We start from the raw sequence: 20,909 nt of genomic DNA on the forward strand, positions 1-20,909 counted from the left end.
TATAGAATGATCTTAATAGGAGGTGTGACGAATGACCAAAGGAATCTTAGGAAGAAAAATTGGTATGACGCAAGTATTCGCTGAGAATGGTGATCTTATTCCGGTAACTGTTATCGAGGCTGCTCCAAACGTTGTTCTTCAAAAGAAAACAGCTGAAAACGACGGTTACGAAGCAATCCAGCTTGGTTTTGACGACAAGCGTGAAAAGCTTTCTAACAAACCTGAAAAAGGGCACGTTGCAAAAGCGGAAACTGCTCCTAAGCGCTTCGTTAAAGAATTACGCGGAGTGGAAATGGATGCGTATGAAGTTGGTCAGGAAGTCAAGGTTGAAATTTTCTCTGCTGGAGAAATCGTAGATGTAACAGGAGTATCTAAAGGTAAAGGTTTCCAAGGTGCGATCAAGCGCCACGGACAATCTCGCGGACCTATGTCTCACGGTTCACGCTACCACCGTCGTCCTGGTTCAATGGGACCTGTAGATCCTAACCGTGTATTCAAAGGTAAATTATTACCTGGACGTATGGGCGGAGAGCAAATCACTGTTCAAAACCTTGAAATCGTAAAAGTTGATGCAGAACGCAATCTTCTTTTGATCAAAGGTAACGTACCTGGTGCGAAGAAATCTTTAATCACTGTTAAAAGTGCTGTTAAATCTAAATAATTCTCTTAGGAAAGGAGGAAATTGATTATGCCAAAAGTAGCATTATACAACCAAAACGGTTCTACTGCTGGTGACATCGAATTAAACGCTTCTGTATTTGGTATCGAACCAAATGAGAGTGTTGTATTCGACGCTATTCTTATGCAAAGAGCTTCCTTACGTCAAGGAACTCACAAAGTAAAAAATCGTTCTGAAGTACGCGGCGGAGGTCGTAAACCATGGCGTCAAAAAGGTACTGGACGTGCCCGTCAAGGTTCAATCCGTTCACCGCAATGGCGCGGAGGTGGTGTCGTATTCGGCCCAACACCACGCAGCTATTCTTATAAATTACCTAAAAAAGTTCGCCGCTTGGCAATCAAATCAGTATTGTCTTCTAAAGTGATCGACAACAACATCATCGTTCTTGAAGATCTTACTCTTGATACGGCTAAAACAAAAGAAATGGCAGCTATCCTTAAAGGATTATCTGTTGAGAAAAAAGCTTTAATCGTAACTGCGGATGCAAACGAGGCAGTAGCATTATCTGCTCGTAACATTCCTGGAGTTACTGTTGTTGAAGCTAACGGAATCAACGTTTTAGACGTTGTCAACCACGAGAAGCTTCTGATTACAAAAGCAGCGGTTGAAAAAGTAGAGGAGGTGCTTGCATAATGAAAGATCCTCGTGATGTTCTAAAGCGCCCCGTCATTACTGAACGTTCTGCCGATTTAATGACTGAAAAAAAATATACTTTTGAAGTTGATGTAAGAGCTAACAAAACAGAAGTGAAAGACGCGGTTGAAAGCATCTTTGGAGTGAAAGTTGACAAAGTCAACATCATGAACTACAAAGGCAAATCAAAACGTGTTGGACGCTACACTGGTATGACTAGCCGTCGCAGAAAAGCGATCGTAAAACTTACTGCAGACAGCAAAGAAATCGAAATTTTTGAAGCTTAATTATCTGTAAAAAGAAGGAGGGAAATTCAAAATGGCGATTAAAAAGTATAAACCGACCTCTAATGGACGTCGTGGCATGACAACTTCAGATTTTGCTGAAATCACGACTGACAAGCCGGAAAAATCCTTGCTTGCTCCCCTTCACAAAAAAGGCGGACGTAACAACCAAGGTAAATTGACTGTACGTCACCAAGGTGGCGGACATAAACGCCAATACCGTGTTATCGACTTCAAACGCGATAAAGATGGTATACCTGGACGCGTTGCTACAGTTGAATACGATCCAAACCGTTCAGCTAACATCGCTCTAATCAACTATGCAGACGGAGAAAAACGTTACATTCTTGCTCCTAAAGGAATTCAAGTAGGTACTGAAATCATGTCAGGTCCTGAAGCTGACATTAAAGTAGGTAATGCACTTCCACTTATCAACATCCCTGTTGGTACAGTTGTGCATAACATTGAATTAAAACCTGGTAAAGGCGGACAGCTTGTACGTTCAGCTGGTACATCTGCTCAGGTTCTTGGTAAAGAAGGTAAATACGTTCTTGTACGTCTTAACTCTGGTGAAGTTCGCATGATCCTTTCTGCTTGCCGTGCTTCTATCGGTCAAGTAGGTAACGAACAGCACGAACTTATCAACATTGGTAAAGCTGGACGTTCTCGCTGGAAAGGCATCCGTCCTACAGTTCGTGGTTCTGTAATGAACCCTAACGATCACCCACACGGTGGTGGTGAAGGACGTGCGCCAATCGGACGTAAATCACCAATGTCTCCATGGGGCAAACCAACTCTTGGATTCAAGACTCGTAAGAAAAAGAACAAATCCGATAAATTTATCGTACGTCGTCGTAAAAATAAATAACGGGGTTGTCTACGGTTCTTTTCGGACCGTAGTGCAATCACGAAGGGAGGTTCCAAAATGGCTCGCAGCTTAAAAAAAGGACCATTTGTCGATGGACACTTGATGACTAAAATCGAGAAATTAAATGAAACAGACAAGAAACAAGTCGTAAAAACTTGGTCTCGTCGTTCTACTATTTTCCCACAGTTTATTGGTCACACAATCGCAGTCTATGACGGACGTAAACACGTGCCTGTATTCATCTCTGAAGATATGGTAGGGCACAAGTTGGGTGAATTCGCTCCAACTCGTACGTACAAAGGTCATGCTAGTGATGACAAAAAAACAAGACGCTAAGAGAGGAGGCTTTTAAATGCAAGCTAAAGCTGTTGCAAGAACAGTCCGTATTGCTCCTCGTAAAGCACGTCTAGTAATGGACCTGATTCGAGGCAAGCAAGTAGGTGAGGCAGTATCAATCTTGAACCTTACACCAAGAGCTGCTTCTCCAATTATCGAGAAAGTATTAAAATCCGCTATTGCAAATGCTGAGCATAACTATGAAATGGACGCTAACAACCTGGTTATTTCTCAAGCATTCGTTGACGAAGGCCCTACGTTAAAAAGATTCCGCCCACGTGCTATGGGACGTGCGAGCCAAATCAACAAACGTACGAGCCACATTACAATCGTTGTATCAGAAAAGAAGGAGGGATAAGTAGTGGGTCAAAAGGTAAATCCAGTCGGTCTTCGTATCGGAGTCATTCGTGATTGGGAATCTAAGTGGTACGCTGGTAAAGATTACGCTGACTTCCTGCACGAAGATTTAAAAATTCGTGAATACATTAGCAAACGCCTTTCTGACGCTTCTGTTTCTAAAGTAGAAATCGAGCGTGCAGCAAACCGCGTTAACATTACGATCCACACAGCTAAGCCTGGTATGGTTATCGGTAAAGGCGGTTCTGAAGTCGAAGCACTTCGCAAAGCCCTTAACAGCCTTACTGGCAAGCGTGTACACATTAACATTCTTGAAATCAAAAGAGCAGATCTTGATGCACAGCTAGTTGCTGACAACATCGCTCGTCAATTAGAAAACCGTGTTTCTTTCCGCCGTGCGCAGAAACAACAAATCCAACGTACTATGCGTGCTGGAGCACAAGGTGTGAAAACAATGGTTTCTGGTCGTCTTGGCGGTGCAGATATCGCTCGTTCTGAATACTACAGTGAAGGAACTGTTCCATTGCACACATTACGTGCGGACATTGACTATGCAACATCTGAAGCTGATACTACTTACGGTAAGCTTGGTGTAAAAGTCTGGATCTATCGTGGAGAGGTTCTTCCTACTAAGAAGAAAACTGAGGAAGGAGGAAAATAATATGTTATTACCAAAACGCGTTAAATATCGCAGAGAGCATCGCGGAAAAATGCGTGGCCGTGCGAAAGGCGGTACTGAAGTACATTTCGGAGAATTCGGTATCCAAGCTCTAGAAGCTTCTTGGATTACTAACCGTCAAATCGAAGCTGCACGTATTGCGATGACTCGTTACATGAAACGTGGCGGTAAAGTTTGGATCAAAATTTTCCCTTCTAAACCTTACACTGCTAAACCACTTGAGGTACGTATGGGATCCGGTAAAGGGGCTCCAGAAGGTTGGGTAGCTGTTGTAAAACCGGGCAAAGTTTTATTTGAAATTTCTGGTGTGTCTGAAGAGGTTGCTCGTGAAGCGCTTCGCCTTGCATCTCACAAATTGCCAATTAAAACGAAGTTCGTAAAACGTGAAGAAATTGGTGGTGAATCAAATGAAAGCTAATGAAATTCGTGACCTTACCACTGCTGAAATTGAACAAAAAGTAAAGTCTCTTAAAGAAGAACTTTTCAATCTTCGCTTTCAATTAGCGACAGGACAACTTGAAAATACTGCTCGCATTCGTGAAGTGCGCAAAGCTATCGCGCGCATGAAAACTGTGATTCGTGAAAGAGAAATTGCTGCTAATAAATAATCACTGAGGGGAGGTCGTGAGCATGAGCGAACGTAACCAACGCAAAGTTTACCAAGGCCGTGTTGTTTCTGACAAAATGGATAAAACCATTACTGTTGTTGTTGAGACATACAAAAAACATACACTTTACGGTAAACGCGTAAAATACTCAAAAAAATTCAAAGCACATGATGAAAATAATCAAGCTAAAATCGGTGACATCGTTAAGATCATGGAAACTCGTCCATTGTCTGCAACTAAGCGTTTCCGTCTAGTTGAAGTTGTCGAAGAAGCTGTTATTATCTAATAAAGTTCGGAATTCTTTTTCCGAAGGGAGGTAACAAATAATGATTCAACAAGAGACTCGTTTAAAAGTAGCTGACAACTCTGGCGCACGTGAAGTACTTACTATTAAAGTTCTTGGTGGTTCTGGACGTAAAACAGCTAACATTGGTGATGTAATTGTTTGCACGGTTAAACAAGCAACACCAGGAGGCGTTGTCAAAAAAGGTGAAGTCGTAAAAGCTGTTATCGTTCGCACTAAAAGCGGAGCGCGCAGAAGTGACGGTTCATACATCAGCTTCGATGAGAATGCATGTGTTATCATCCGTGACGACAAGAGCCCACGCGGAACTCGTATCTTCGGACCAGTTGCTCGTGAATTGCGTGAAAACAACTTTATGAAAATTGTTTCTCTAGCTCCAGAAGTTATCTAATTGAAATAAATGCCTTACTCAAGGAGGTGCGATCAGGATGCATGTAAAAAAAGGCGATAAAGTTATGGTTATCTCTGGTAAAGATAAAGGCAAACAAGGAACAATCCTTGCTGCTTTCCCTAAAAAGGACCGCGTTTTAGTTGAAGGTGTTAACTTGGTAAAGAAACACTCTAAACCAACTCAAGCTAACCCTCAAGGCGGTATTTCTAATCAAGAGGCGCCAATTCATGTATCAAACGTTATGCCGCTCGATCCTAAAACAGGTGAAGTGACTCGCGTAGGATACAAAGTGGAAGATGGCAAAAAAGTTCGTGTAGCAAAAAAATCTGGGCAAGTTCTAGATAAATAGTATTAAAAGGAAGGGAGGTCTATCTCATGAACCGCCTTAAAGAAAAGTACAATAAAGAAATTGCACCTGCTTTAATGACTAAGTTCAATTATGATTCAGTCATGCAAGTGCCTAAAATCGAAAAAATCGTAATCAACATGGGTGTTGGTGACGCTGTTCAAAACGCCAAAGCAATCGACAGTGCTGTTGAAGAATTAACGTTTATCGCAGGTCAAAAACCTGTCGTTACTCGTGCGAAGAAATCAATTGCTGGATTCCGTCTTCGTGAGGGAATGCCTATCGGTGCGAAAGTAACTCTTCGCGGAGAGCGCATGTATGATTTCCTTGATAAACTTATTTCTGTATCTTTACCGCGTGTACGTGACTTCCGCGGGGTTTCTAAAAAATCTTTCGACGGTCGCGGTAACTACACACTTGGTATCAAAGAACAGTTAATCTTCCCTGAAATTGACTACGATAAAGTAACAAAGGTTCGCGGAATGGACATCGTTATCGTAACAACTGCTAATACTGACGAAGAAGCTCGTGAGCTATTAACTCAAGTAGGTATGCCGTTCCAGAAATAATCAATGAAAGGGAGGCGAAATCGTGGCTAAAAAGTCTATGATTGCGAAACAACAACGTACACCAAAGTTTAAAGTACAAGAGTACACACGCTGTGAACGCTGCGGACGTCCGCATTCAGTCATTCGTAAATTTAAACTTTGCCGTATTTGTTTCCGTGAGCTTGCATATAAAGGACAAATTCCTGGCGTGAAAAAAGCCAGCTGGTAATCCCCAAGAAAGGGAAGGAGGTAATTATATAATGGTTATGACAGATCCAATTGCAGATATGCTAACTCGTATTCGCAATGCAAACATGGTACGTCATGAGAAGCTTGAAATTCCTGCTTCTAAATTGAAAAGAGAAATTGCTGAAATTTTAAAGCGTGAAGGTTTCATTCGTGACGTTGAGTTCGTAGAAGACAGCAAACAAGGTATCATCCGCGTTTTCTTGAAATACGGACAAAACAACGAGCGCGTTATCACTGGTCTTAAAAGAATCAGCAAGCCTGGTTTGCGTGTTTATGCTAAATCTAATGAAGTACCTCGCGTACTTAACGGTCTTGGAATCGCGATTATTTCTACATCACAAGGTGTTTTAACGGACAAAGAAGCCCGTGCAAAACAAGCTGGTGGAGAAGTTCTAGCATACGTTTGGTAAGAAGTTTAACATGAATGGAGGTGTTTGGTATGTCTCGTGTAGGTAAGAAGCTACTTGAGATTCCTTCTGATGTTACAGTAACGTTAAATGATAACAACACTGTAGCTGTGAAAGGACCAAAAGGAGAATTAACTCGTACGTTTCACCCTGATATGGAGATTAAAGTAGAGGACAATGTGCTTACAGTCGCTCGTCCTTCTGATCAAAAAGAGCACCGTGCCCTGCATGGTACGACTCGCAGTCTGCTTGGCAACATGGTTGAAGGTGTATCTAAAGGATTTGAAAGAGGTTTGGAATTAGTCGGTGTCGGTTACCGTGCTTCTAAATCCGGAAATAAACTTGTTTTAAACGTTGGATACTCTCATCCTGTTGAGATCGTTCCTGAAGAAGGCATCGAAATCGAAGTTCCTTCTCAAACAAAAGTAGTTGTAAAAGGTACAGACAAAGAACGCGTAGGAGCTATTGCTGCTAACATCCGCGCTGTACGTTCTCCAGAGCCTTACAAAGGTAAAGGAATCCGCTACGAAGGTGAAGTTGTTCGCCGTAAAGAAGGTAAATCTGCTAAGTAAGATCGCTTAAAGTGAAGAAAGGAGTGACCTAGATGATTACGAAAACTAGCAAAAATGCTGCTCGTCTTAAAAGACACGCTCGTGTTCGCGCTAAACTTTCCGGTACTGCTGAAAGACCGCGCCTGAACGTTTTCCGTTCTAACAAGCACATTTACGCTCAAATCATCGATGATGTAAATGGTGTAACACTTGCTAGTGCATCTACTCTCGATAAAGACTTGAACGTTGAAAGCACTGGAGATACTTCTGCTGCTACTAAAGTTGGAGAATTAGTTGCAAAACGCGCTGCTGAAAAAGGCATTTCTGACGTAGTATTTGACCGTGGCGGATACTTATACCATGGACGTGTAAAAGCTTTGGCTGATGCCGCTCGTGAAGCTGGACTTAAATTTTAATAAAAGAAGGAGGGACACATGATTATGCGTCGTATTGACCCAAGCAAATTAGAGTTAGAAGAACGCTTAGTTACGGTTAACCGCGTAGCGAAAGTTGTTAAAGGTGGTCGTCGTTTCCGCTTCGCAGCTCTAGTCGTTGTCGGTGACAAAAACGGACACGTAGGATTCGGTACTGGTAAAGCACAAGAAGTACCAGAAGCGATCCGCAAAGCTGTTGAAGATGCGAAAAAGAATTTGATTGAAGTACCAATGGTTGGAACTACAATTCCACACGAAATCATCGGACGTTTCGGTGCAGGTAACATCTTGTTAAAACCTGCTTCTGAAGGTACTGGAGTTATCGCTGGAGGCCCTGTACGTGCGGTACTTGAGCTAGCTGGTGTAGCTGATATCCTTTCTAAGTCTTTAGGTTCTAACACACCGATCAACATGATTCGTGCAACACTTCAAGGTTTAAGTGAACTTAAACGTGCTGAAGACGTTGCGAAGCTTCGTGGAAAATCTGTAGAAGAACTGTTAGGATAAGGAGGGAACATTAATGGCTAAATTAGAAATTACCCTCAAACGAAGTGTAATCGGTCGCCCGGAAGACCAACGCGTTACTGTAAGAACACTTGGTTTAAAGAAAACAAACCAAACTGTTGTGCATGAAGACAACGCTGCGATCCGTGGTATGATTAATAAAGTATCTCATTTAGTTTCTGTTAAAGAACAATAAAAATATTTGATCGGATAAGGAGGTGTCCTAATGAAACTTCATGAATTAAAACCTTCAGAAGGTTCACGCAAAACGCGTAATCGCGTAGGTCGTGGTATTGGTTCTGGCAACGGTAAAACAGCTGGTAAAGGTCACAAAGGTCAAAACGCTCGTTCTGGCGGCGGTGTACGCCCTGGATTCGAGGGGGGACAAATGCCTTTATTCCAACGTCTTCCTAAACGCGGTTTCACTAACATCAACCGCAAGGAATACGCTGTAGTCAACCTAGACAAATTGAACGGTTTTGCAGAAGGAACGGAAGTCACTCCTGAACTTCTTCTAGAGACTGGTGTTATTAGCAAACTTAATGCAGGAGTAAAGATTCTTGGCAACGGTAAATTAGAGAAAAAATTAACTGTAAAAGCCAATAAATTCTCTGCTTCTGCGAAAGAAGCTGTTGAAGCTGCTGGCGGTACAGCTGAGGTGATCTAACTTGTTTAAAACAATCTCCAACTTTATGCGTGTGAGTGATATCAGGAATAAAATCATATTCACTTTACTCATGCTTATCGTCTTTCGCATAGGTGCGTTTATTCCTGTGCCTTACGTTAACGCTGAAGCGTTACAGGCACAGTCTCAAATGGGTGTTTTTGATCTCCTTAATACATTTGGCGGCGGTGCGCTTTACCAATTTTCCATTTTCGCAATGGGAATTACTCCTTATATCACGGCTTCGATCATCATTCAGCTGCTTCAGATGGATGTGGTACCGAAGTTTACCGAGTGGTCTAAGCAAGGTGAAGTTGGCCGCCGTAAATTAGCTCAGTTCACAAGGTACTTTACGATTGTGCTTGGTTTCATCCAAGCATTAGGTATGTCATATGGATTTAACAATCTGGCAAACGGTATGCTGATCGAAAAATCCGGTGTATCGACATATCTTATCATTGCTTTAGTGCTCACTGGCGGAACTGCCTTTTTAATGTGGCTTGGGGAACAAATTACTTCTCATGGAGTAGGCAACGGAATATCGATCATTATCTTCGCGGGGATTGTGTCTAGTATTCCAAAAACAATTGGGCAAATATATGAGACTCAATTTGTCGGCAGCAACGATCAGTTGTTTATTCATATTGTGAAAGTCGCACTTCTTGTGATTGCGATTTTAGCAGTTATTGTTGGAGTTATTTTCATTCAGCAAGCCGTACGGAAAATTGCGATTCAATATGCTAAAGGCACAGGTCGTTCACCTGCTGGCGGAGGTCAGTCTACACACCTTCCATTGAAAGTGAATCCTGCAGGGGTTATTCCGGTAATCTTTGCGGTTGCGTTTTTGATAACGCCGCGGACGATCGCGTCATTCTTTGGAACAAACGATGTGACAAAGTGGATTCAAAACAACTTTGATAATACGCATCCGGTGGGTATGGCGATATATGTTGCGTTGATTATTGCCTTTACGTACTTTTATGCTTTTGTACAGGTAAACCCTGAACAAATGGCTGATAACCTTAAAAAACAGGGTGGCTATATCCCGGGGGTTCGTCCAGGGAAAATGACTCAAGATAGAATTACGAGCATTTTGTATCGACTTACGTTTGTGGGTTCTATATTCTTAGCCGTGATTTCCATTCTTCCTATCTTTTTCATTCAATTCGCTGGATTGCCTCAAAGTGCACAAATTGGCGGAACGTCTTTGTTAATTGTTGTCGGGGTAGCCTTGGAGACAATGAAACAACTAGAAAGCCAGTTGGTGAAACGAAACTACCGTGGATTTATGAAAAACTAGAGGAAATGGATTTATCCATTCCCTCTTAATAAAGAGAGGACGGGGGAAATCCGAATGAACTTAGTCTTAATGGGGCTTCCTGGTGCCGGTAAAGGCACACAGGGCGAACGAATTGTTGAGGATTATGGGATTCCTCATATCTCAACAGGAGATATGTTCCGTGCTGCTATGAAAGAAGAAACACCACTCGGACTCGAAGCAAAATCTTATATTGATAAGGGAGAGCTCGTACCTGACGAAGTCACAATCGGAATTGTAAAAGAGAGACTTGGCAAAGATGATTGTGAAAGAGGTTTTCTTCTGGACGGATTTCCGCGAACAGTCGCTCAAGCCGAAGCTCTTGAAGAAATTCTTGAGGAATACGGCAAGCCGATTGATTATGTCATTAACATTGAAGTCGACAAAGATGTTCTGATGGAACGTCTGACTGGACGCAGAATTTGCAGTGTTTGCGGCACAACCTATCATTTAGTCTTTAATCCGCCGAAAACGCCGGGTATTTGTGATAAAGACGGAGGCGAACTCTATCAACGGGCAGATGATAATGAGGAAACAGTCTCTAAACGGCTTGAGGTAAACATGAAGCAAACTCAGCCTTTACTCGATTTCTATTCAGAGAAAGGTTATCTTGCAAACGTGAATGGCCAGCAGGACATTCAAGACGTTTATGCAGATGTGAAGGATCTTCTTGGAGGATTAAAAAAATGATTATCTGTAAAACCCCACGTGAACTTGGTATCATGCGGGAAGCAGGGCGAATCGTGGCTTTAACTCATGAAGAGTTAAAAAAGCACATTAAACCAGGAATCTCGACAAAAGAATTGGATCAAATTGCCGAACGTTTTATTAAGAAGCAGGGTGCAATCCCATCTTTTAAGGGGTATAATGGGTTTCGCGGGAGCATTTGCGTATCAGTTAATGAAGAACTCGTTCACGGCATACCTGGCAGCAGGGTGCTGAAGGACGGTGACATCATCAGTATTGATATCGGTGCTAAATTAAATGGTTATCATGGTGACTCTGCATGGACATATCCGGTAGGAAACATCAGCGATGATGACAAAAAACTTCTGGAAGTGACAGAGGAGTCTTTATATAAAGGCTTGCAGGAAGCAAAACCAGGTGAACGTTTGTCGAATATTTCCCACGCAATACAAACGTATGTCGAAAATGAGCAGTTTTCAGTTGTTAGGGAGTATGTCGGACATGGTGTTGGTCAAGACTTGCATGAGGACCCGCAAATTCCTCATTACGGTCCGCCCAACAAAGGACCACGGCTTAAACCTGGCATGGTTCTCGCTATTGAACCTATGGTGAACGCTGGCAGCCGCTACGTGAAAACATTGGCTGATAACTGGACGGTTGTAACGGTAGATGGGAAAAAGTGTGCTCATTTTGAACATACGATTGCGATTACGGAAACGGGTTTTGATATACTGACGAGAGTCTAGATGATGAAAATAATTCCGAAGACAGATGTTTTTCAAGCTTGATAGGGCAGAAAGCTTGGGTGAACATTGGCAAGACCGAATTCATCTTGCTGCTTGTCGTTGGAATTTTAACCATCATCAATGTACTAACAGCAGACGGAGAAAAGCGTACATTTCATTCTCCTAAGAAAAAGAATATCAATCATTTAACCCTTTATGATTGCGTATCTCCGGAAGTTCAGAACAGTATAAACGAAACAGGGCGTGTGACAAACTTCTTTTGAAATTTGTCAGAAAGCAAGTTACTGATTTGAAGAAGGGAGAACACTTGAATGGCGAAAGACGATGTAATTGAAGTGGAAGGTACTATAGTCGAAACACTGCCAAACGCGATGTTCAAAGTTGAACTTGAAAATGGCCACACTGTTTTGGCTCATGTATCTGGTAAAATCCGCATGCACTTCATTCGCATTTTACCTGGAGACAAAGTTACGGTAGAATTATCTCCATATGACTTAACTCGTGGCAGGATTACGTACCGTTACAAATAAAGCACTCCGGAAACTGAAGGAGGTTGGAAACACATGAAAGTGAGACCATCAGTTAAACCAATCTGCGAAAAATGTAAAGTTATTCGCAGAAAAGGAAAAGTAATGGTGATCTGTGAAAATCCAAAGCATAAACAAAAACAAGGATAATTTATAAGGAGGTGCCCAGAGAATGGCTCGTATTGCTGGTGTAGATATCCCACGTGACAAACGTGTTGTTATTTCTTTAACATACATCTTCGGAATTGGCCGCACAACGGCTCAGCAAGTTTTAAAAGAAGCTGGAGTTTCAGAAGATACTCGTGTGCGCGATCTTACTGAAGAAGAACTTGGTAAAATCCGTGATATTATTGACAAACTGAAAGTAGAAGGTGACCTTCGCCGTGAAGTTTCTCTTAATATCAAACGTCTGATCGAAATCGGAAGCTACCGCGGAATCCGTCATCGCAGAGGATTACCTGTTCGCGGACAAAACTCTAAAAACAATGCGCGTACTCGTAAAGGTCCGCGTCGTACTGTAGCTAACAAGAAAAAATAAGTAAGGGAGGTTCTTAAACAATGGCTGCTGCTCGTAAATCTAACACGCGTAAACGTCGCGTGAAAAAGAATATTGAGTCTGGAATTGCTCATATTCGTTCAACTTTCAATAACACGATCGTTACGATCACTGACACTCATGGTAATGCTATTTCTTGGTCTAGTGCCGGAGCTTTAGGATTCAGAGGTTCTCGTAAATCTACTCCTTTTGCTGCGCAAATGGCTGCAGAAACAGCTGCTAAAGGTTCAATCGAACATGGTCTTAAAACTCTAGAGGTTACTGTTAAAGGACCTGGTTCAGGCCGTGAAGCTGCAATCCGTGCACTTCAAGCTGCTGGACTAGAAGTCACTGCTATCAGAGACGTAACTCCTGTTCCTCATAACGGATGCCGTCCACCAAAACGTCGCCGCGTGTAATTTGTTTGTATAGATTTTGTGTCCCTGTCAATAATGGGTTATGATACAGTTATTTATGAAACGAATGCACCGACTCGTTGCCTGAGCACATACGGGACTAAACAATGGGGAATTTCGGATGGAATCTCATATGATTCTATTCGAGGTTTCGACGTTTTGAAGGAGGGTTTTAAGTAATGATCGAGATTGAAAAACCAAAAATCGAAACGGTTGAAATCAGCGACGATGCCAAATTTGGTAAGTTTGTCGTAGAGCCACTTGAGCGTGGATATGGTACAACTCTGGGTAACTCCTTACGTCGTATCCTCTTATCCTCACTCCCTGGTGCCGCTGTAACATCAATCCAGATAGATGGTGTACTGCACGAATTCTCGACAATTGAAGGCGTTGTGGAAGATGTTACAACGATTATCTTACACATTAAAAAGCTTGCATTGAAAATCTACTCTGATGAAGAGAAGACGCTAGAAATTGATGTACAGGGTGAAGGAACTGTAACGGCAGCTGATATTACACACGATAGTGATGTAGAGATCTTAAATCCTGATCTTCATATCGCGACTCTTGGTGAGAATGCGAGTTTCCGAGTTCGCCTTACTGCTCAAAGAGGACGTGGGTATACGCCTGCTGACGCAAACAAGAGAGACGATCAGCCAATCGGCGTGATTCCGATCGATTCTATCTATACGCCAGTTTCTCGTGTATCTTATCAGGTAGAGAACACTCGTGTAGGCCAAGTTGCAAACTATGATAAACTTACACTTGATGTTTGGACTGATGGAAGCACTGGACCGAAAGAAGCAATTGCGCTTGGTTCAAAGATTTTAACTGAACACCTTAATATATTCGTTGGTTTAACTGACGAAGCTCAACATGCTGAAATCATGGTTGAAAAAGAAGAAGATCAAAAAGAGAAAGTTCTTGAAATGACAATTGAAGAATTGGATCTTTCTGTTCGTTCTTACAACTGCTTAAAGCGTGCGGGTATTAACACGGTTCAAGAGCTTGCGAACAAGACGGAAGAAGATATGATGAAAGTTCGAAATCTAGGACGCAAATCACTTGAAGAAGTGAAAGCGAAACTAGAAGAACTTGGACTCGGACTTCGCAAAGACGATTGACTAGTTTCCCTTGTGAACTAGGATTTTCGTGTGTTTATTATTCAGAAACAGCATTCCAATAAAGGAGGGGACATCACATGTCATACAGAAAACTAGGACGTACGAGTGCACAGCGTAAAGCTATGCTTCGTGATCTTACAACTGATTTGATCATCAACGAAAGAATCGAAACAACTGAAACACGTGCGAAAGAACTTCGCTCTGTAGTTGAAAAAATGATCACGCTTGGCAAACGCGGTGATCTTCACGCTCGCCGTCAAGCTGCTGCATACATCCGCAACGAGGTTGCAAACGAAGAAAATAATCAAGATGCACTTCAAAAATTATTCTCTGACATTGCAACTCGTTACGAGGAGCGCCAAGGTGGATACACACGTATTATGAAGCTTGGTCCTCGCCGTGGTGACGGAGCACCAATGGCAATTATCGAATTGGTTTAATCACATATTTTTGTGTATCTAAAGAAGGGCGGGACAGTTTCTAACTGGATCTATGCCCTTTTTTTAGATACTGCAACTTTTAATAGAGAGAAAAGCAGAGCATTAGCTGAGAGGAGGCCGGTTTTCCATGAATCAAAATCAGTTGATATCGGTAGAGGATATCGTATTTCGATATCGGAAGGACGCAGAAAGACGAGCACTAGACGGCGTCTCCCTGCAGGTGTATGAGGGTGAATGGCTTGCAATCGTAGGTCATAACGGTTCAGGGAAATCAACACTGGCCCGGGCATTGAATGGTTTAATTCTTCCTGAATCAGGCGACATTGAGGTTGCCGGGATTCAATTGACAGAGGAATCTGTTTGGGAAGTGCGTAAGAAGATAGGTATGGTCTTTCAAAATCCGGATAACCAATTTGTCGGAACGACTGTTCGCGATGATGTGGCTTTTGGTTTAGAAAACAATGGTGTACCGCGGGAAGAAATGATTGAGAGAGTAGACTGGGCAGTAAAACAGGTGAATATGCAAGATTTTCTCGATCAAGAGCCGCACCATCTCTCCGGAGGCCAAAAGCAGAGAGTTGCGATTGCGGGGGTTATTGCCGCACGTCCTGATATTATTATCTTAGATGAAGCAACATCCATGCTTGATCCGATCGGGCGAGAAGAGGTGCTTGAAACGGTAAGACATTTAAAAGAGCAGGGCATGGCGACTGTCATATCCATTACACATGACCTGAATGAGGCAGCAAAAGCAGACAGGATCATTGTCATGAATGGCGGTAAAAAATATGCTGAAGGGCCGCCTGAAGAGATTTTTAAATTGAATAAAGAACTTGTTCGAATTGGGCTTGATTTACCCTTCTCATTCCAGCTTAGCCAGCTTTTAAGAGAAAATGGACTGGCTTTGGAAGAAAACCATTTGACTCAGGAAGGGCTGGTGAAAGAGCTGTGGACATTACAATCAAAGATGTAGAGCATCGTTATCAGATGAAGACGCCGTTTGAGCGCCTAGCACTGTATGATATCAATGCATCGATTAAAGAAGGAAGCTACGTAGCCGTTATCGGGCATACAGGCTCTGGTAAGTCCACTCTTCTTCAGCACCTAAATGGTCTCCTGAAGCCGACGAAGGGACAGATATCACTAGGCAGCACTGTCATTCAGGCAGGGAAAAAGAATAAAGAACTGAAAAAACTTCGTAAAAAAGTCGGAATCGTTTTCCAATTTCCTGAGCATCAATTATTCGAAGAAACAGTTCTTAAAGATATTTCATTCGGACCGATGAACTTTGGTGTTAAAAAAGAAGATGCTGAACAAAAAGCGAGAGAGATGCTGCAGCTTGTAGGTTTATCAGAAGAGCTTTTGGACAGGTCACCCTTTGAATTAAGCGGGGGACAAATGCGCAGAGTTGCAATTGCCGGCGTACTTGCAATGGACCCTGAAGTGCTTGTTCTGGATGAACCGACTGCAGGATTGGACCCAAGAGGGCGAAAAGAGATTATGGACATGTTTTATGAGCTTCATCAACGTGGGAACCTGACGACGATCCTTGTGACACACAGCATGGAGGATGCAGCTGCATACGCTGATGAAATGATTGTTATGCATAAAGGAACGATACAAGCATCAGGCAGTCCGCGTGATCTGTTTTTAAAGGGTGAAGAGATGGCCGGCTGGGGGCTGGATCTTCCTGAAACAATAAAATTCCAAAGACACCTTGAAGCTGTACTGGGTGTGAGATTTAATGAGCCTATGCTCACAATCGAAGATGCCGCTGCTGAAATCCGTGCTCTTTTTCAGGGGGAGAAGACTTTATGATGGACAGCATGATTATCGGCAAGTATGTACCGGGGACTTCACTTGTGCACCGGCTTGACCCCAGAACAAAACTGATCACGATCTTTTTATTTGTCTGCATTGTATTCTTAGCCAATAATGTTCAGACATATGCGTTGCTTGGTTTATTTACAATTGGCGTCGTTTCTTTAACAAGAGTTCCTTTCTCTTTTTTAATGAAAGGGCTGAAGCCAATCATCTGGATTGTCCTTTTTACGTTCCTTCTTCACATCCTTATGACACATGAAGGACCGATTATCTTTCAAATAGGTTTTTTCAAAGTCTATGAGGGCGGTCTGGTTCAGGGGATATTCATTTCTCTTAGATTCGTCTATTTGATTTTAATCACAACCTTATTAACGCTTACGACCACACCGATTGAGATTACCGATGGAATGGAACAGCTGCTGAACCCATTGAAAAAATTAAAGCTTCCTGTTCATGAGCTGGCTCTTATGATGTCAATTTCTTTACGGTTTATTCCGACACTGATGGAGGAGACAGATAAGATCATGAAGGCTCAGATGGCGCGAGGCGTTGATTTTACAAGCGGGCCTGTCAAAGATAGAGTGAAGGCTATTGTCCCGCTTCTTGTCCCGCTCTTCGTCAGCGCATTTAAACGCGCCGAAGAGCTTGCGGTGGCAATGGAAGCAAGAGGCTATCAAGGCGGAGAAGGACGTACGAAATATAGAAAGCTTGTATGGACAGGAAAAGACACTTCTGTCATTGTCAGCTTAATTGTATTAGCTGCTTTGTTATTTTTCTTAAGGGCTTAGAGGTGCTGTATGAGACTGAAATGCACGATTTCTTATGACGGACATTTGTTTAACGGTTATCAGGTTCAGCCGGGCAAAAGAACGGTTCAGGATGAACTGGAGAAGGCTTTGGCTGTCCTGCATAAGTCAAAAGACAGAATTCCGGTCGTTTCGTCTGGAAGAACAGACAGCGGGGTTCACGCAGCCGGACAGGTGATTCATTTTGACACTCCACTGTCTATCCCGGCTGAGAGATGGCCATATGCCTTAAATGCACTGCTTCCGGACGATATCGCAGTCAAACAGGCAGAAATTGCGGATGATGGGTTCCATGCACGATTTAGCGCAGTCAAAAAAGAATATCGCTACTTTGTATACACGGAGAAACACCCGGACGTATTTAAACGGCATTACGCTTACCATTTTTCATATCGCCTTAATGTGCAGGACATGAGAGAAGCGGCAAAGCATCTTATAGGGACACATGATTTTACGAGCTTTTGCGCGGCTAAAACAGAAGTGCAGGACAAGGTAAGAACGATTTACGAACTTGATTGGACTGAGACGGCTGACGGCCTGCAAATGCGGATCACAGGCAGCGGTTTCTTATATAATATGGTCAGAATTATTGCGGGTACTTTGCTTGATGCAGGTATTGGAAAAATTTCTCCCGATGAGGTGAAATCCATGCTGGAAGCGAAGGATCGCGAAGCGGCAGGGCGCACAGCGCCGGGGCACGGGCTATATTTATGGAACGTTTACTATGACAACTAAACCAGGTGTATAATATTTTCTTGACAGAGTCTGCATAAAGTTATAAGATATCATATGGTATGTATTTCAACCCCACGATAAGCCCCGGAACTTATTGTGTTGTGAAATAGAACGTAATCGAAGTTTATTGAAAATGACAGATCATTTAGGAGGGAAATTCAATGCGTACAACACCTATGGCTAACGCAAGTACTATTGAACGCAAGTGGTTAGTTGTTGATGCTGCTGGCAAGACTTTAGGTCGTCTTTCTTCAGAAGTTGCAGCTATCCTTCGCGGAAAACACAAACCAACTTACACACCACACGTTGATACTGGAGATCATGTGATCATCATCAACGCTGAAAAAATCGAGTTAACTGGTAAAAAGTTAACTGACAAAATCTACTACCGTCACACTCAACATCCAGGCGGATTAAAATCAAGAACTGCTCTTGAAATGCGTACAAACTACCCTGAGAAAATGCTTGAGCTTGCTATCAAAGGCATGCTTCCAAAAGGTTCTCTAGGTCGTCAAATGTTCAAAAAATTGAACGTATACCGTGGTTCTGAGCATCCACACGAAGCACAAAAACCTGAAGTTTACGAACTTCGCGGTTAATTAAAAAGGAGGTTACCAATTTGGCACAGGTTCAATATTACGGTACTGGCCGTCGTAAAAGCTCTGTAGCGCGTGTGCGTTTAGTTCCAGGAGAAGGCCGTATCGTCGTTAATAATCGTGAAATCAGCGAACATATCCCATCTGCAGCTTTAATCGAAGATATCAAACAACCATTAACTTTGACTGAAACAGCTGGCACTTATGATGTTTTAGTAAACGTACATGGAGGCGGCCTATCTGGTCAAGCTGGAGCAATCCGTCACGGTATCGCTCGTGCTTTGCTTGAAGCAGATCCAGAATACCGTACAACTCTTAAACGTGCAGGTCTTCTGACTCGTGACGCTCGTATGAAAGAACGTAAAAAATACGGTCTTAAAGGCGCTCGTCGTGCACCTCAGTTCTCAAAACGTTAATTTTACGTTTTCAAAAAGCTCTCGACCTTGGGTTGGGAGCTTTTTTCTTTCAATAAAACGTGGCAGCTTCGCATAAAAATAACACTGAATGGACGCTTGACGGGGTTAAGCAAATTGTTTGTTTATAAACAGTCTGACTGTAATAATCATGATAGCTTTCATTCTTATTCAATTGGAAGTTCGGTCAATGTTTATTATCGTTATGTGATCAGCCCAGCTCCATCTAACCACTGTATCTCATCCGTTAAAGTTCACTGCTGATTCTTAACCCGGAGAAACAATAGCTCTCATTGCTAATGGCTTTATGTAACGAAGTAAAAGTAAATCTGATGATATAAATCACATATCTCCTTTGTGATTTTTTTGCGTTTTTATGAACTTTTTTCTAAATATGCAAAGGGAAAGCGATATCAATCTAGAAATATTTGTTATACTCTATACATTAAAGTAAGGAGAAGATTCATGAATGCGTTAGTAGCTCATAATAGTAAAGCTTGGGATAAAAAAGTAGAAACAGGCAATGAATGGACTGTTGCTGTTGAACAGCAGGTTATCGAACAAGCAAAAAAAGGCAATTGGGATATAAGGGTAACACCAATGAAAGATGTACCGAAGGATTGGTTTCAGCCTATCAAAGGTCTGAAAGTACTCTGTTTAGCATCAGGCGGCGGCCAGCAGGGTCCAGTTTTGGCAGCCGCAGGCGCGGATGTCACCGTATTAGATAACTCAGAAAAACAGCTGAATCAGGATAAAATGATTGCTGAGCGAGATGGTCTCACGATACACACTGTCAAAGGAAGCATGGACGATTTAAGTGTATTTAATGATGAATCATTTGATGTCATTGTACATCCTGTTGCCAATGTTTTTGTTGAGAATGTCCTCCCGGTATGGAAGGAAGCGTACCGTGTGTTGAAAAGGAACGGCATTCTAATCTCGGGTTTTGTCAATCCTGTTGTATTTCTGTTTGATACAGAATTAGAACAGCAAGGTGTTTTAAAAGTAAAACACTCCATTCCATACGCTGACCCAGAAGATCTTCCGAAACATAAAGTGAAAAAACTGATCGAAAATAATGAGGCTCTGGAATTCGGCCATTCCTTAGAAGACCAAATCAAAGGCCAGATTGATGCCGGTTTTATCGTTACTGGTTTTTATGAAGATAAAGGCGGGTTTGTATTAGACCAATATATCCATACATATTCTGCAACAAGAAGCGTGAAAGTATGAAAAGCAGCGACCTGTTAGAGGGGCTGCTTTTTTCATAACCAATTACAGAACGTTTGTTCCGCACCCTGCGGAAAGCTGATTTTTTATCGATTTTACACCTTCATTTGGGCGAATTTCCAACCGAATTCGGGCATTGTTTCATCATCCAAACCTCAAAATAATCGGTAAAAGGAGAGTGAATTTATATGGCAGAAGTACTGTCTTTTATGGATGTGAAACGCCAAAAGGATTTTGAATTAGAAAAGAACTTGCTCAAAGAACTCTCTCTGAGACAAATTATCCAGTCTGTTAAGGATTGTTTGGAACCATTGTTTCCATTTTTACATGATGAGCGAGATATTATTACCGAAGGCTGTATTGATTTTGCTATAGAAGCCTATTTGTTAGGCGGGCGTTTTGGGATATTCGGCTATTACGGAGAATCCATGCAGAGTATCAGTGCACGCTCTGCAAGAGAAGAAGAAGAGCTTCGTATGGAGTTTTTTGATTATCTCTATAATTGGATACACGAGCAATACGCAACATTTGATAAAAACACGGTTTATGAAGCGGCACGCAAGTTCATTAAAGATTGGTGGACAGCGGGGTTTGTTCAAAGAGAAAAACAGTGTAAGCTTCGCATGCGGTAATCATATTTCCCGGCCCTGTCCCATAGTTATGTAATAAC

37 protein-coding genes and 1 pseudogene are annotated in these 20,909 nt (G+C 42.3%); all 38 read left to right on the forward strand.

Annotated features, from left to right (window positions below):
* Window positions 1–31: 31 nt before the first annotated feature.
* Window positions 32–661, forward strand: a complete 630-nt coding sequence (rplC, locus tag NSQ12_RS00725; protein ID WP_004399671.1) for a 50S ribosomal protein L3 — start codon at window positions 32–34, stop codon at window positions 659–661.
* A gap of 27 nt (window positions 662–688) precedes the next feature.
* Window positions 689–1,312, forward strand: a complete 624-nt coding sequence (rplD, locus tag NSQ12_RS00730; protein ID WP_004399658.1) for a 50S ribosomal protein L4 — start codon at window positions 689–691, stop codon at window positions 1,310–1,312.
* Entirely contained in the window at window positions 1,312–1,599 is a 288-nt protein-coding gene (rplW, locus tag NSQ12_RS00735; protein ID WP_003156467.1) for a 50S ribosomal protein L23, read from the forward strand. Before rplD ends, rplW begins: the two co-directional genes overlap by 1 nt.
* A 31-nt stretch (window positions 1,600–1,630) precedes the next feature.
* The gene (rplB, locus tag NSQ12_RS00740) at window positions 1,631–2,464 is read left to right on the forward strand and encodes a 50S ribosomal protein L2 (RefSeq protein WP_003225795.1); all 834 of its coding nucleotides are present in this window, start codon (window positions 1,631–1,633) and stop codon (window positions 2,462–2,464) included.
* 57 nt (window positions 2,465–2,521) lie between these two features.
* Window positions 2,522–2,800 (forward strand): 30S ribosomal protein S19, encoded by a 279-nt coding sequence (gene rpsS, locus NSQ12_RS00745; protein WP_003156472.1) that lies wholly within the window; start codon window positions 2,522–2,524, stop codon window positions 2,798–2,800.
* Between the two features lie 16 nt (window positions 2,801–2,816).
* The gene (rplV, locus tag NSQ12_RS00750; RefSeq protein ID WP_003156475.1) at window positions 2,817–3,158 is read left to right on the forward strand and encodes a 50S ribosomal protein L22; all 342 of its coding nucleotides are present in this window, start codon (window positions 2,817–2,819) and stop codon (window positions 3,156–3,158) included.
* 3 nt (window positions 3,159–3,161) lie between these two features.
* A complete protein-coding gene (gene rpsC / locus NSQ12_RS00755; RefSeq protein ID WP_003242001.1) occupies window positions 3,162–3,818 on the forward strand; it encodes a 30S ribosomal protein S3 in 657 nt (218 codons plus the stop codon).
* A gap of 1 nt (window position 3,819) precedes the next feature.
* Window positions 3,820–4,254 carry a 50S ribosomal protein L16 gene (gene rplP, locus NSQ12_RS00760; protein WP_003225801.1) on the forward strand — a complete coding sequence of 145 codons (435 nt, stop codon included), beginning with the start codon at window positions 3,820–3,822 and terminating at the stop codon, window positions 4,252–4,254.
* The gene (gene rpmC, locus NSQ12_RS00765) at window positions 4,244–4,444 is read left to right on the forward strand and encodes a 50S ribosomal protein L29 (protein ID WP_003156482.1); all 201 of its coding nucleotides are present in this window, start codon (window positions 4,244–4,246) and stop codon (window positions 4,442–4,444) included. Before rplP ends, rpmC begins: the two co-directional genes overlap by 11 nt.
* Window positions 4,445–4,466: 22 nt before the next feature.
* Complete coding sequence (gene rpsQ, locus NSQ12_RS00770) at window positions 4,467–4,730, forward strand: 30S ribosomal protein S17 (RefSeq protein ID WP_003225804.1); 264 nt, start codon at window positions 4,467–4,469, stop codon at window positions 4,728–4,730.
* Between the two features lie 40 nt (window positions 4,731–4,770).
* Window positions 4,771–5,139: a 50S ribosomal protein L14 gene (gene rplN, locus NSQ12_RS00775; RefSeq protein ID WP_003225805.1), complete on the forward strand. Its 369-nt coding sequence runs from the start codon at window positions 4,771–4,773 to the stop codon at window positions 5,137–5,139.
* Between the two features lie 37 nt (window positions 5,140–5,176).
* Window positions 5,177–5,488, forward strand: coding sequence for a 50S ribosomal protein L24 (gene rplX / locus NSQ12_RS00780; RefSeq protein ID WP_088325205.1), 312 nt, complete (start codon window positions 5,177–5,179; stop codon window positions 5,486–5,488).
* Window positions 5,489–5,514: 26 nt separating this feature from the next.
* A complete protein-coding gene (rplE, locus tag NSQ12_RS00785; protein WP_003225809.1) occupies window positions 5,515–6,054 on the forward strand; it encodes a 50S ribosomal protein L5 in 540 nt (179 codons plus the stop codon).
* Between the two features lie 22 nt (window positions 6,055–6,076).
* Entirely contained in the window at window positions 6,077–6,262 is a 186-nt protein-coding gene (gene rpsN, locus NSQ12_RS00790; RefSeq protein ID WP_003156488.1) for a 30S ribosomal protein S14, read from the forward strand.
* Window positions 6,263–6,293: 31 nt separating this feature from the next.
* On the forward strand, window positions 6,294–6,692 hold the full coding sequence (rpsH, locus tag NSQ12_RS00795; protein WP_003241998.1) for a 30S ribosomal protein S8: 399 nt from the start codon (window positions 6,294–6,296) through the stop codon (window positions 6,690–6,692).
* Between the two features lie 29 nt (window positions 6,693–6,721).
* Window positions 6,722–7,261 carry a 50S ribosomal protein L6 gene (gene rplF, locus NSQ12_RS00800; protein ID WP_004399690.1) on the forward strand — a complete coding sequence of 180 codons (540 nt, stop codon included), beginning with the start codon at window positions 6,722–6,724 and terminating at the stop codon, window positions 7,259–7,261.
* Between the two features lie 32 nt (window positions 7,262–7,293).
* Window positions 7,294–7,656, forward strand: a complete 363-nt coding sequence (rplR, locus tag NSQ12_RS00805; protein ID WP_003225816.1) for a 50S ribosomal protein L18 — start codon at window positions 7,294–7,296, stop codon at window positions 7,654–7,656.
* 24 nt (window positions 7,657–7,680) lie between these two features.
* The gene (gene rpsE / locus NSQ12_RS00810) at window positions 7,681–8,181 is read left to right on the forward strand and encodes a 30S ribosomal protein S5 (RefSeq protein WP_003328273.1); all 501 of its coding nucleotides are present in this window, start codon (window positions 7,681–7,683) and stop codon (window positions 8,179–8,181) included.
* Window positions 8,182–8,194: 13 nt separating this feature from the next.
* Window positions 8,195–8,374, forward strand: coding sequence for a 50S ribosomal protein L30 (rpmD, locus tag NSQ12_RS00815; protein ID WP_003156497.1), 180 nt, complete (start codon window positions 8,195–8,197; stop codon window positions 8,372–8,374).
* A gap of 30 nt (window positions 8,375–8,404) precedes the next feature.
* Window positions 8,405–8,845, forward strand: a complete 441-nt coding sequence (gene rplO, locus NSQ12_RS00820; protein WP_003225819.1) for a 50S ribosomal protein L15 — start codon at window positions 8,405–8,407, stop codon at window positions 8,843–8,845.
* 1 nt (window position 8,846) lies between these two features.
* On the forward strand, window positions 8,847–10,142 hold the full coding sequence (gene secY / locus NSQ12_RS00825; RefSeq protein ID WP_004399662.1) for a preprotein translocase subunit SecY: 1,296 nt from the start codon (window positions 8,847–8,849) through the stop codon (window positions 10,140–10,142).
* A 54-nt stretch (window positions 10,143–10,196) separates the two neighbouring features.
* Window positions 10,197–10,850, forward strand: a complete 654-nt coding sequence (locus tag NSQ12_RS00830) for an adenylate kinase (RefSeq protein WP_004399686.1) — start codon at window positions 10,197–10,199, stop codon at window positions 10,848–10,850.
* Window positions 10,847–11,593: a type I methionyl aminopeptidase gene (gene map, locus NSQ12_RS00835; protein ID WP_003225828.1), complete on the forward strand. Its 747-nt coding sequence runs from the start codon at window positions 10,847–10,849 to the stop codon at window positions 11,591–11,593. The genes NSQ12_RS00830 and map overlap by 4 nt, the downstream gene beginning before the upstream one ends.
* A 65-nt stretch (window positions 11,594–11,658) precedes the next feature.
* Window positions 11,659–11,927 (forward strand): annotated as a pseudogene (locus NSQ12_RS00840) (ribosome-binding protein ybzG).
* Window positions 11,905–12,123 carry a translation initiation factor IF-1 gene (gene infA / locus NSQ12_RS00845; RefSeq protein ID WP_003156508.1) on the forward strand — a complete coding sequence of 73 codons (219 nt, stop codon included), beginning with the start codon at window positions 11,905–11,907 and terminating at the stop codon, window positions 12,121–12,123. Before NSQ12_RS00840 ends, infA begins: the two are co-directional and overlap by 23 nt.
* A gap of 33 nt (window positions 12,124–12,156) precedes the next feature.
* Window positions 12,157–12,270 (forward strand): 50S ribosomal protein L36, encoded by a 114-nt coding sequence (rpmJ, locus tag NSQ12_RS00850; RefSeq protein WP_003156543.1) that lies wholly within the window; start codon window positions 12,157–12,159, stop codon window positions 12,268–12,270.
* A 22-nt stretch (window positions 12,271–12,292) separates the two neighbouring features.
* Complete coding sequence (rpsM, locus tag NSQ12_RS00855) at window positions 12,293–12,658, forward strand: 30S ribosomal protein S13 (RefSeq protein WP_003235095.1); 366 nt, start codon at window positions 12,293–12,295, stop codon at window positions 12,656–12,658.
* A 20-nt stretch (window positions 12,659–12,678) separates the two neighbouring features.
* Window positions 12,679–13,074 (forward strand): 30S ribosomal protein S11, encoded by a 396-nt coding sequence (gene rpsK / locus NSQ12_RS00860; protein WP_009966385.1) that lies wholly within the window; start codon window positions 12,679–12,681, stop codon window positions 13,072–13,074.
* A gap of 176 nt (window positions 13,075–13,250) precedes the next feature.
* Window positions 13,251–14,195: a DNA-directed RNA polymerase subunit alpha gene (locus NSQ12_RS00865; protein ID WP_003225835.1), complete on the forward strand. Its 945-nt coding sequence runs from the start codon at window positions 13,251–13,253 to the stop codon at window positions 14,193–14,195.
* A gap of 77 nt (window positions 14,196–14,272) precedes the next feature.
* The gene (gene rplQ / locus NSQ12_RS00870; RefSeq protein ID WP_003225836.1) at window positions 14,273–14,635 is read left to right on the forward strand and encodes a 50S ribosomal protein L17; all 363 of its coding nucleotides are present in this window, start codon (window positions 14,273–14,275) and stop codon (window positions 14,633–14,635) included.
* 127 nt (window positions 14,636–14,762) lie between these two features.
* Entirely contained in the window at window positions 14,763–15,608 is an 846-nt protein-coding gene (locus tag NSQ12_RS00875) for an energy-coupling factor ABC transporter ATP-binding protein (protein WP_004399689.1), read from the forward strand.
* Window positions 15,584–16,453 (forward strand): energy-coupling factor ABC transporter ATP-binding protein, encoded by an 870-nt coding sequence (locus NSQ12_RS00880; RefSeq protein WP_046664349.1) that lies wholly within the window; start codon window positions 15,584–15,586, stop codon window positions 16,451–16,453. Before NSQ12_RS00875 ends, NSQ12_RS00880 begins: the two co-directional genes overlap by 25 nt.
* Complete coding sequence (locus NSQ12_RS00885) at window positions 16,450–17,247, forward strand: energy-coupling factor transporter transmembrane protein EcfT (protein ID WP_029317183.1); 798 nt, start codon at window positions 16,450–16,452, stop codon at window positions 17,245–17,247. Before NSQ12_RS00880 ends, NSQ12_RS00885 begins: the two co-directional genes overlap by 4 nt.
* Before the next feature lie 9 nt (window positions 17,248–17,256).
* Window positions 17,257–18,000, forward strand: coding sequence for a tRNA pseudouridine(38-40) synthase TruA (gene truA, locus NSQ12_RS00890; protein ID WP_004399657.1), 744 nt, complete (start codon window positions 17,257–17,259; stop codon window positions 17,998–18,000).
* 161 nt (window positions 18,001–18,161) lie between these two features.
* Complete coding sequence (rplM, locus tag NSQ12_RS00895; RefSeq protein WP_003241966.1) at window positions 18,162–18,599, forward strand: 50S ribosomal protein L13; 438 nt, start codon at window positions 18,162–18,164, stop codon at window positions 18,597–18,599.
* A 20-nt stretch (window positions 18,600–18,619) separates the two neighbouring features.
* The gene (rpsI, locus tag NSQ12_RS00900) at window positions 18,620–19,012 is read left to right on the forward strand and encodes a 30S ribosomal protein S9 (protein WP_004399691.1); all 393 of its coding nucleotides are present in this window, start codon (window positions 18,620–18,622) and stop codon (window positions 19,010–19,012) included.
* Window positions 19,013–19,474: 462 nt separating this feature from the next.
* On the forward strand, window positions 19,475–20,242 hold the full coding sequence (locus tag NSQ12_RS00905) for a class I SAM-dependent methyltransferase (RefSeq protein WP_339175668.1): 768 nt from the start codon (window positions 19,475–19,477) through the stop codon (window positions 20,240–20,242).
* Between the two features lie 185 nt (window positions 20,243–20,427).
* Window positions 20,428–20,871, forward strand: a complete 444-nt coding sequence (locus NSQ12_RS00910) for a YbaK family protein (protein WP_003235118.1) — start codon at window positions 20,428–20,430, stop codon at window positions 20,869–20,871.
* Window positions 20,872–20,909: the final 38 nt, after the last annotated feature.

Origin of the sequence: Bacillus sp. PS95 (assembly GCF_037963565.1) — a bacterium.
GTDB lineage: Bacteria > Bacillota > Bacilli > Bacillales > Bacillaceae > Bacillus > Bacillus subtilis.

Excerpts from the sequence above, each read along its gene's own strand:
- NSQ12_RS00830 (WP_004399686.1), top strand. The coding sequence starts at position 10,197 with ATGAACTTAGTCTTAATGGGGCTTCCTGGTGCCGGTAAAGGCACACAG.
- rpsQ (WP_003225804.1), top strand. The coding sequence starts at position 4,467 with ATGAGCGAACGTAACCAACGCAAAGTTTACCAAGGCCGTGTTGTTTCT.
- NSQ12_RS00885 (WP_029317183.1), top strand. The coding sequence starts at position 16,450 with ATGATGGACAGCATGATTATCGGCAAGTATGTACCGGGGACTTCACTT.
- rpsK (WP_009966385.1), top strand. The coding sequence starts at position 12,679 with ATGGCTGCTGCTCGTAAATCTAACACGCGTAAACGTCGCGTGAAAAAG.
- rpsE (WP_003328273.1), top strand. The coding sequence starts at position 7,681 with ATGCGTCGTATTGACCCAAGCAAATTAGAGTTAGAAGAACGCTTAGTT.
- NSQ12_RS00875 (WP_004399689.1), top strand. The coding sequence starts at position 14,763 with ATGAATCAAAATCAGTTGATATCGGTAGAGGATATCGTATTTCGATAT.
- rpsM (WP_003235095.1), top strand. The coding sequence starts at position 12,293 with ATGGCTCGTATTGCTGGTGTAGATATCCCACGTGACAAACGTGTTGTT.
- rplO (WP_003225819.1), top strand. The coding sequence starts at position 8,405 with ATGAAACTTCATGAATTAAAACCTTCAGAAGGTTCACGCAAAACGCGT.
- rpmC (WP_003156482.1), top strand. The coding sequence starts at position 4,244 with ATGAAAGCTAATGAAATTCGTGACCTTACCACTGCTGAAATTGAACAA.
- rplW (WP_003156467.1), top strand. The coding sequence starts at position 1,312 with ATGAAAGATCCTCGTGATGTTCTAAAGCGCCCCGTCATTACTGAACGT.
- rplE (WP_003225809.1), top strand. The coding sequence starts at position 5,515 with ATGAACCGCCTTAAAGAAAAGTACAATAAAGAAATTGCACCTGCTTTA.
- rplM (WP_003241966.1), top strand. The coding sequence starts at position 18,162 with ATGCGTACAACACCTATGGCTAACGCAAGTACTATTGAACGCAAGTGG.
- rpmD (WP_003156497.1), top strand. The coding sequence starts at position 8,195 with ATGGCTAAATTAGAAATTACCCTCAAACGAAGTGTAATCGGTCGCCCG.
- NSQ12_RS00905 (WP_339175668.1), top strand. The coding sequence starts at position 19,475 with ATGAATGCGTTAGTAGCTCATAATAGTAAAGCTTGGGATAAAAAAGTA.
- rpmJ (WP_003156543.1), top strand. The coding sequence starts at position 12,157 with ATGAAAGTGAGACCATCAGTTAAACCAATCTGCGAAAAATGTAAAGTT.
- rpsS (WP_003156472.1), top strand. The coding sequence starts at position 2,522 with ATGGCTCGCAGCTTAAAAAAAGGACCATTTGTCGATGGACACTTGATG.
- rplF (WP_004399690.1), top strand. The coding sequence starts at position 6,722 with ATGTCTCGTGTAGGTAAGAAGCTACTTGAGATTCCTTCTGATGTTACA.
- truA (WP_004399657.1), top strand. The coding sequence starts at position 17,257 with ATGAGACTGAAATGCACGATTTCTTATGACGGACATTTGTTTAACGGT.
- rplC (WP_004399671.1), top strand. The coding sequence starts at position 32 with ATGACCAAAGGAATCTTAGGAAGAAAAATTGGTATGACGCAAGTATTC.
- rplQ (WP_003225836.1), top strand. The coding sequence starts at position 14,273 with ATGTCATACAGAAAACTAGGACGTACGAGTGCACAGCGTAAAGCTATG.
- rplB (WP_003225795.1), top strand. The coding sequence starts at position 1,631 with ATGGCGATTAAAAAGTATAAACCGACCTCTAATGGACGTCGTGGCATG.
- map (WP_003225828.1), top strand. The coding sequence starts at position 10,847 with ATGATTATCTGTAAAACCCCACGTGAACTTGGTATCATGCGGGAAGCA.
- NSQ12_RS00910 (WP_003235118.1), top strand. The coding sequence starts at position 20,428 with ATGGCAGAAGTACTGTCTTTTATGGATGTGAAACGCCAAAAGGATTTT.
- rpsH (WP_003241998.1), top strand. The coding sequence starts at position 6,294 with ATGGTTATGACAGATCCAATTGCAGATATGCTAACTCGTATTCGCAAT.
- rplD (WP_004399658.1), top strand. The coding sequence starts at position 689 with ATGCCAAAAGTAGCATTATACAACCAAAACGGTTCTACTGCTGGTGAC.
- infA (WP_003156508.1), top strand. The coding sequence starts at position 11,905 with ATGGCGAAAGACGATGTAATTGAAGTGGAAGGTACTATAGTCGAAACA.
- rplV (WP_003156475.1), top strand. The coding sequence starts at position 2,817 with ATGCAAGCTAAAGCTGTTGCAAGAACAGTCCGTATTGCTCCTCGTAAA.
- rplN (WP_003225805.1), top strand. The coding sequence starts at position 4,771 with ATGATTCAACAAGAGACTCGTTTAAAAGTAGCTGACAACTCTGGCGCA.
- rplX (WP_088325205.1), top strand. The coding sequence starts at position 5,177 with ATGCATGTAAAAAAAGGCGATAAAGTTATGGTTATCTCTGGTAAAGAT.
- NSQ12_RS00865 (WP_003225835.1), top strand. The coding sequence starts at position 13,251 with ATGATCGAGATTGAAAAACCAAAAATCGAAACGGTTGAAATCAGCGAC.
- rplR (WP_003225816.1), top strand. The coding sequence starts at position 7,294 with ATGATTACGAAAACTAGCAAAAATGCTGCTCGTCTTAAAAGACACGCT.
- rplP (WP_003225801.1), top strand. The coding sequence starts at position 3,820 with ATGTTATTACCAAAACGCGTTAAATATCGCAGAGAGCATCGCGGAAAA.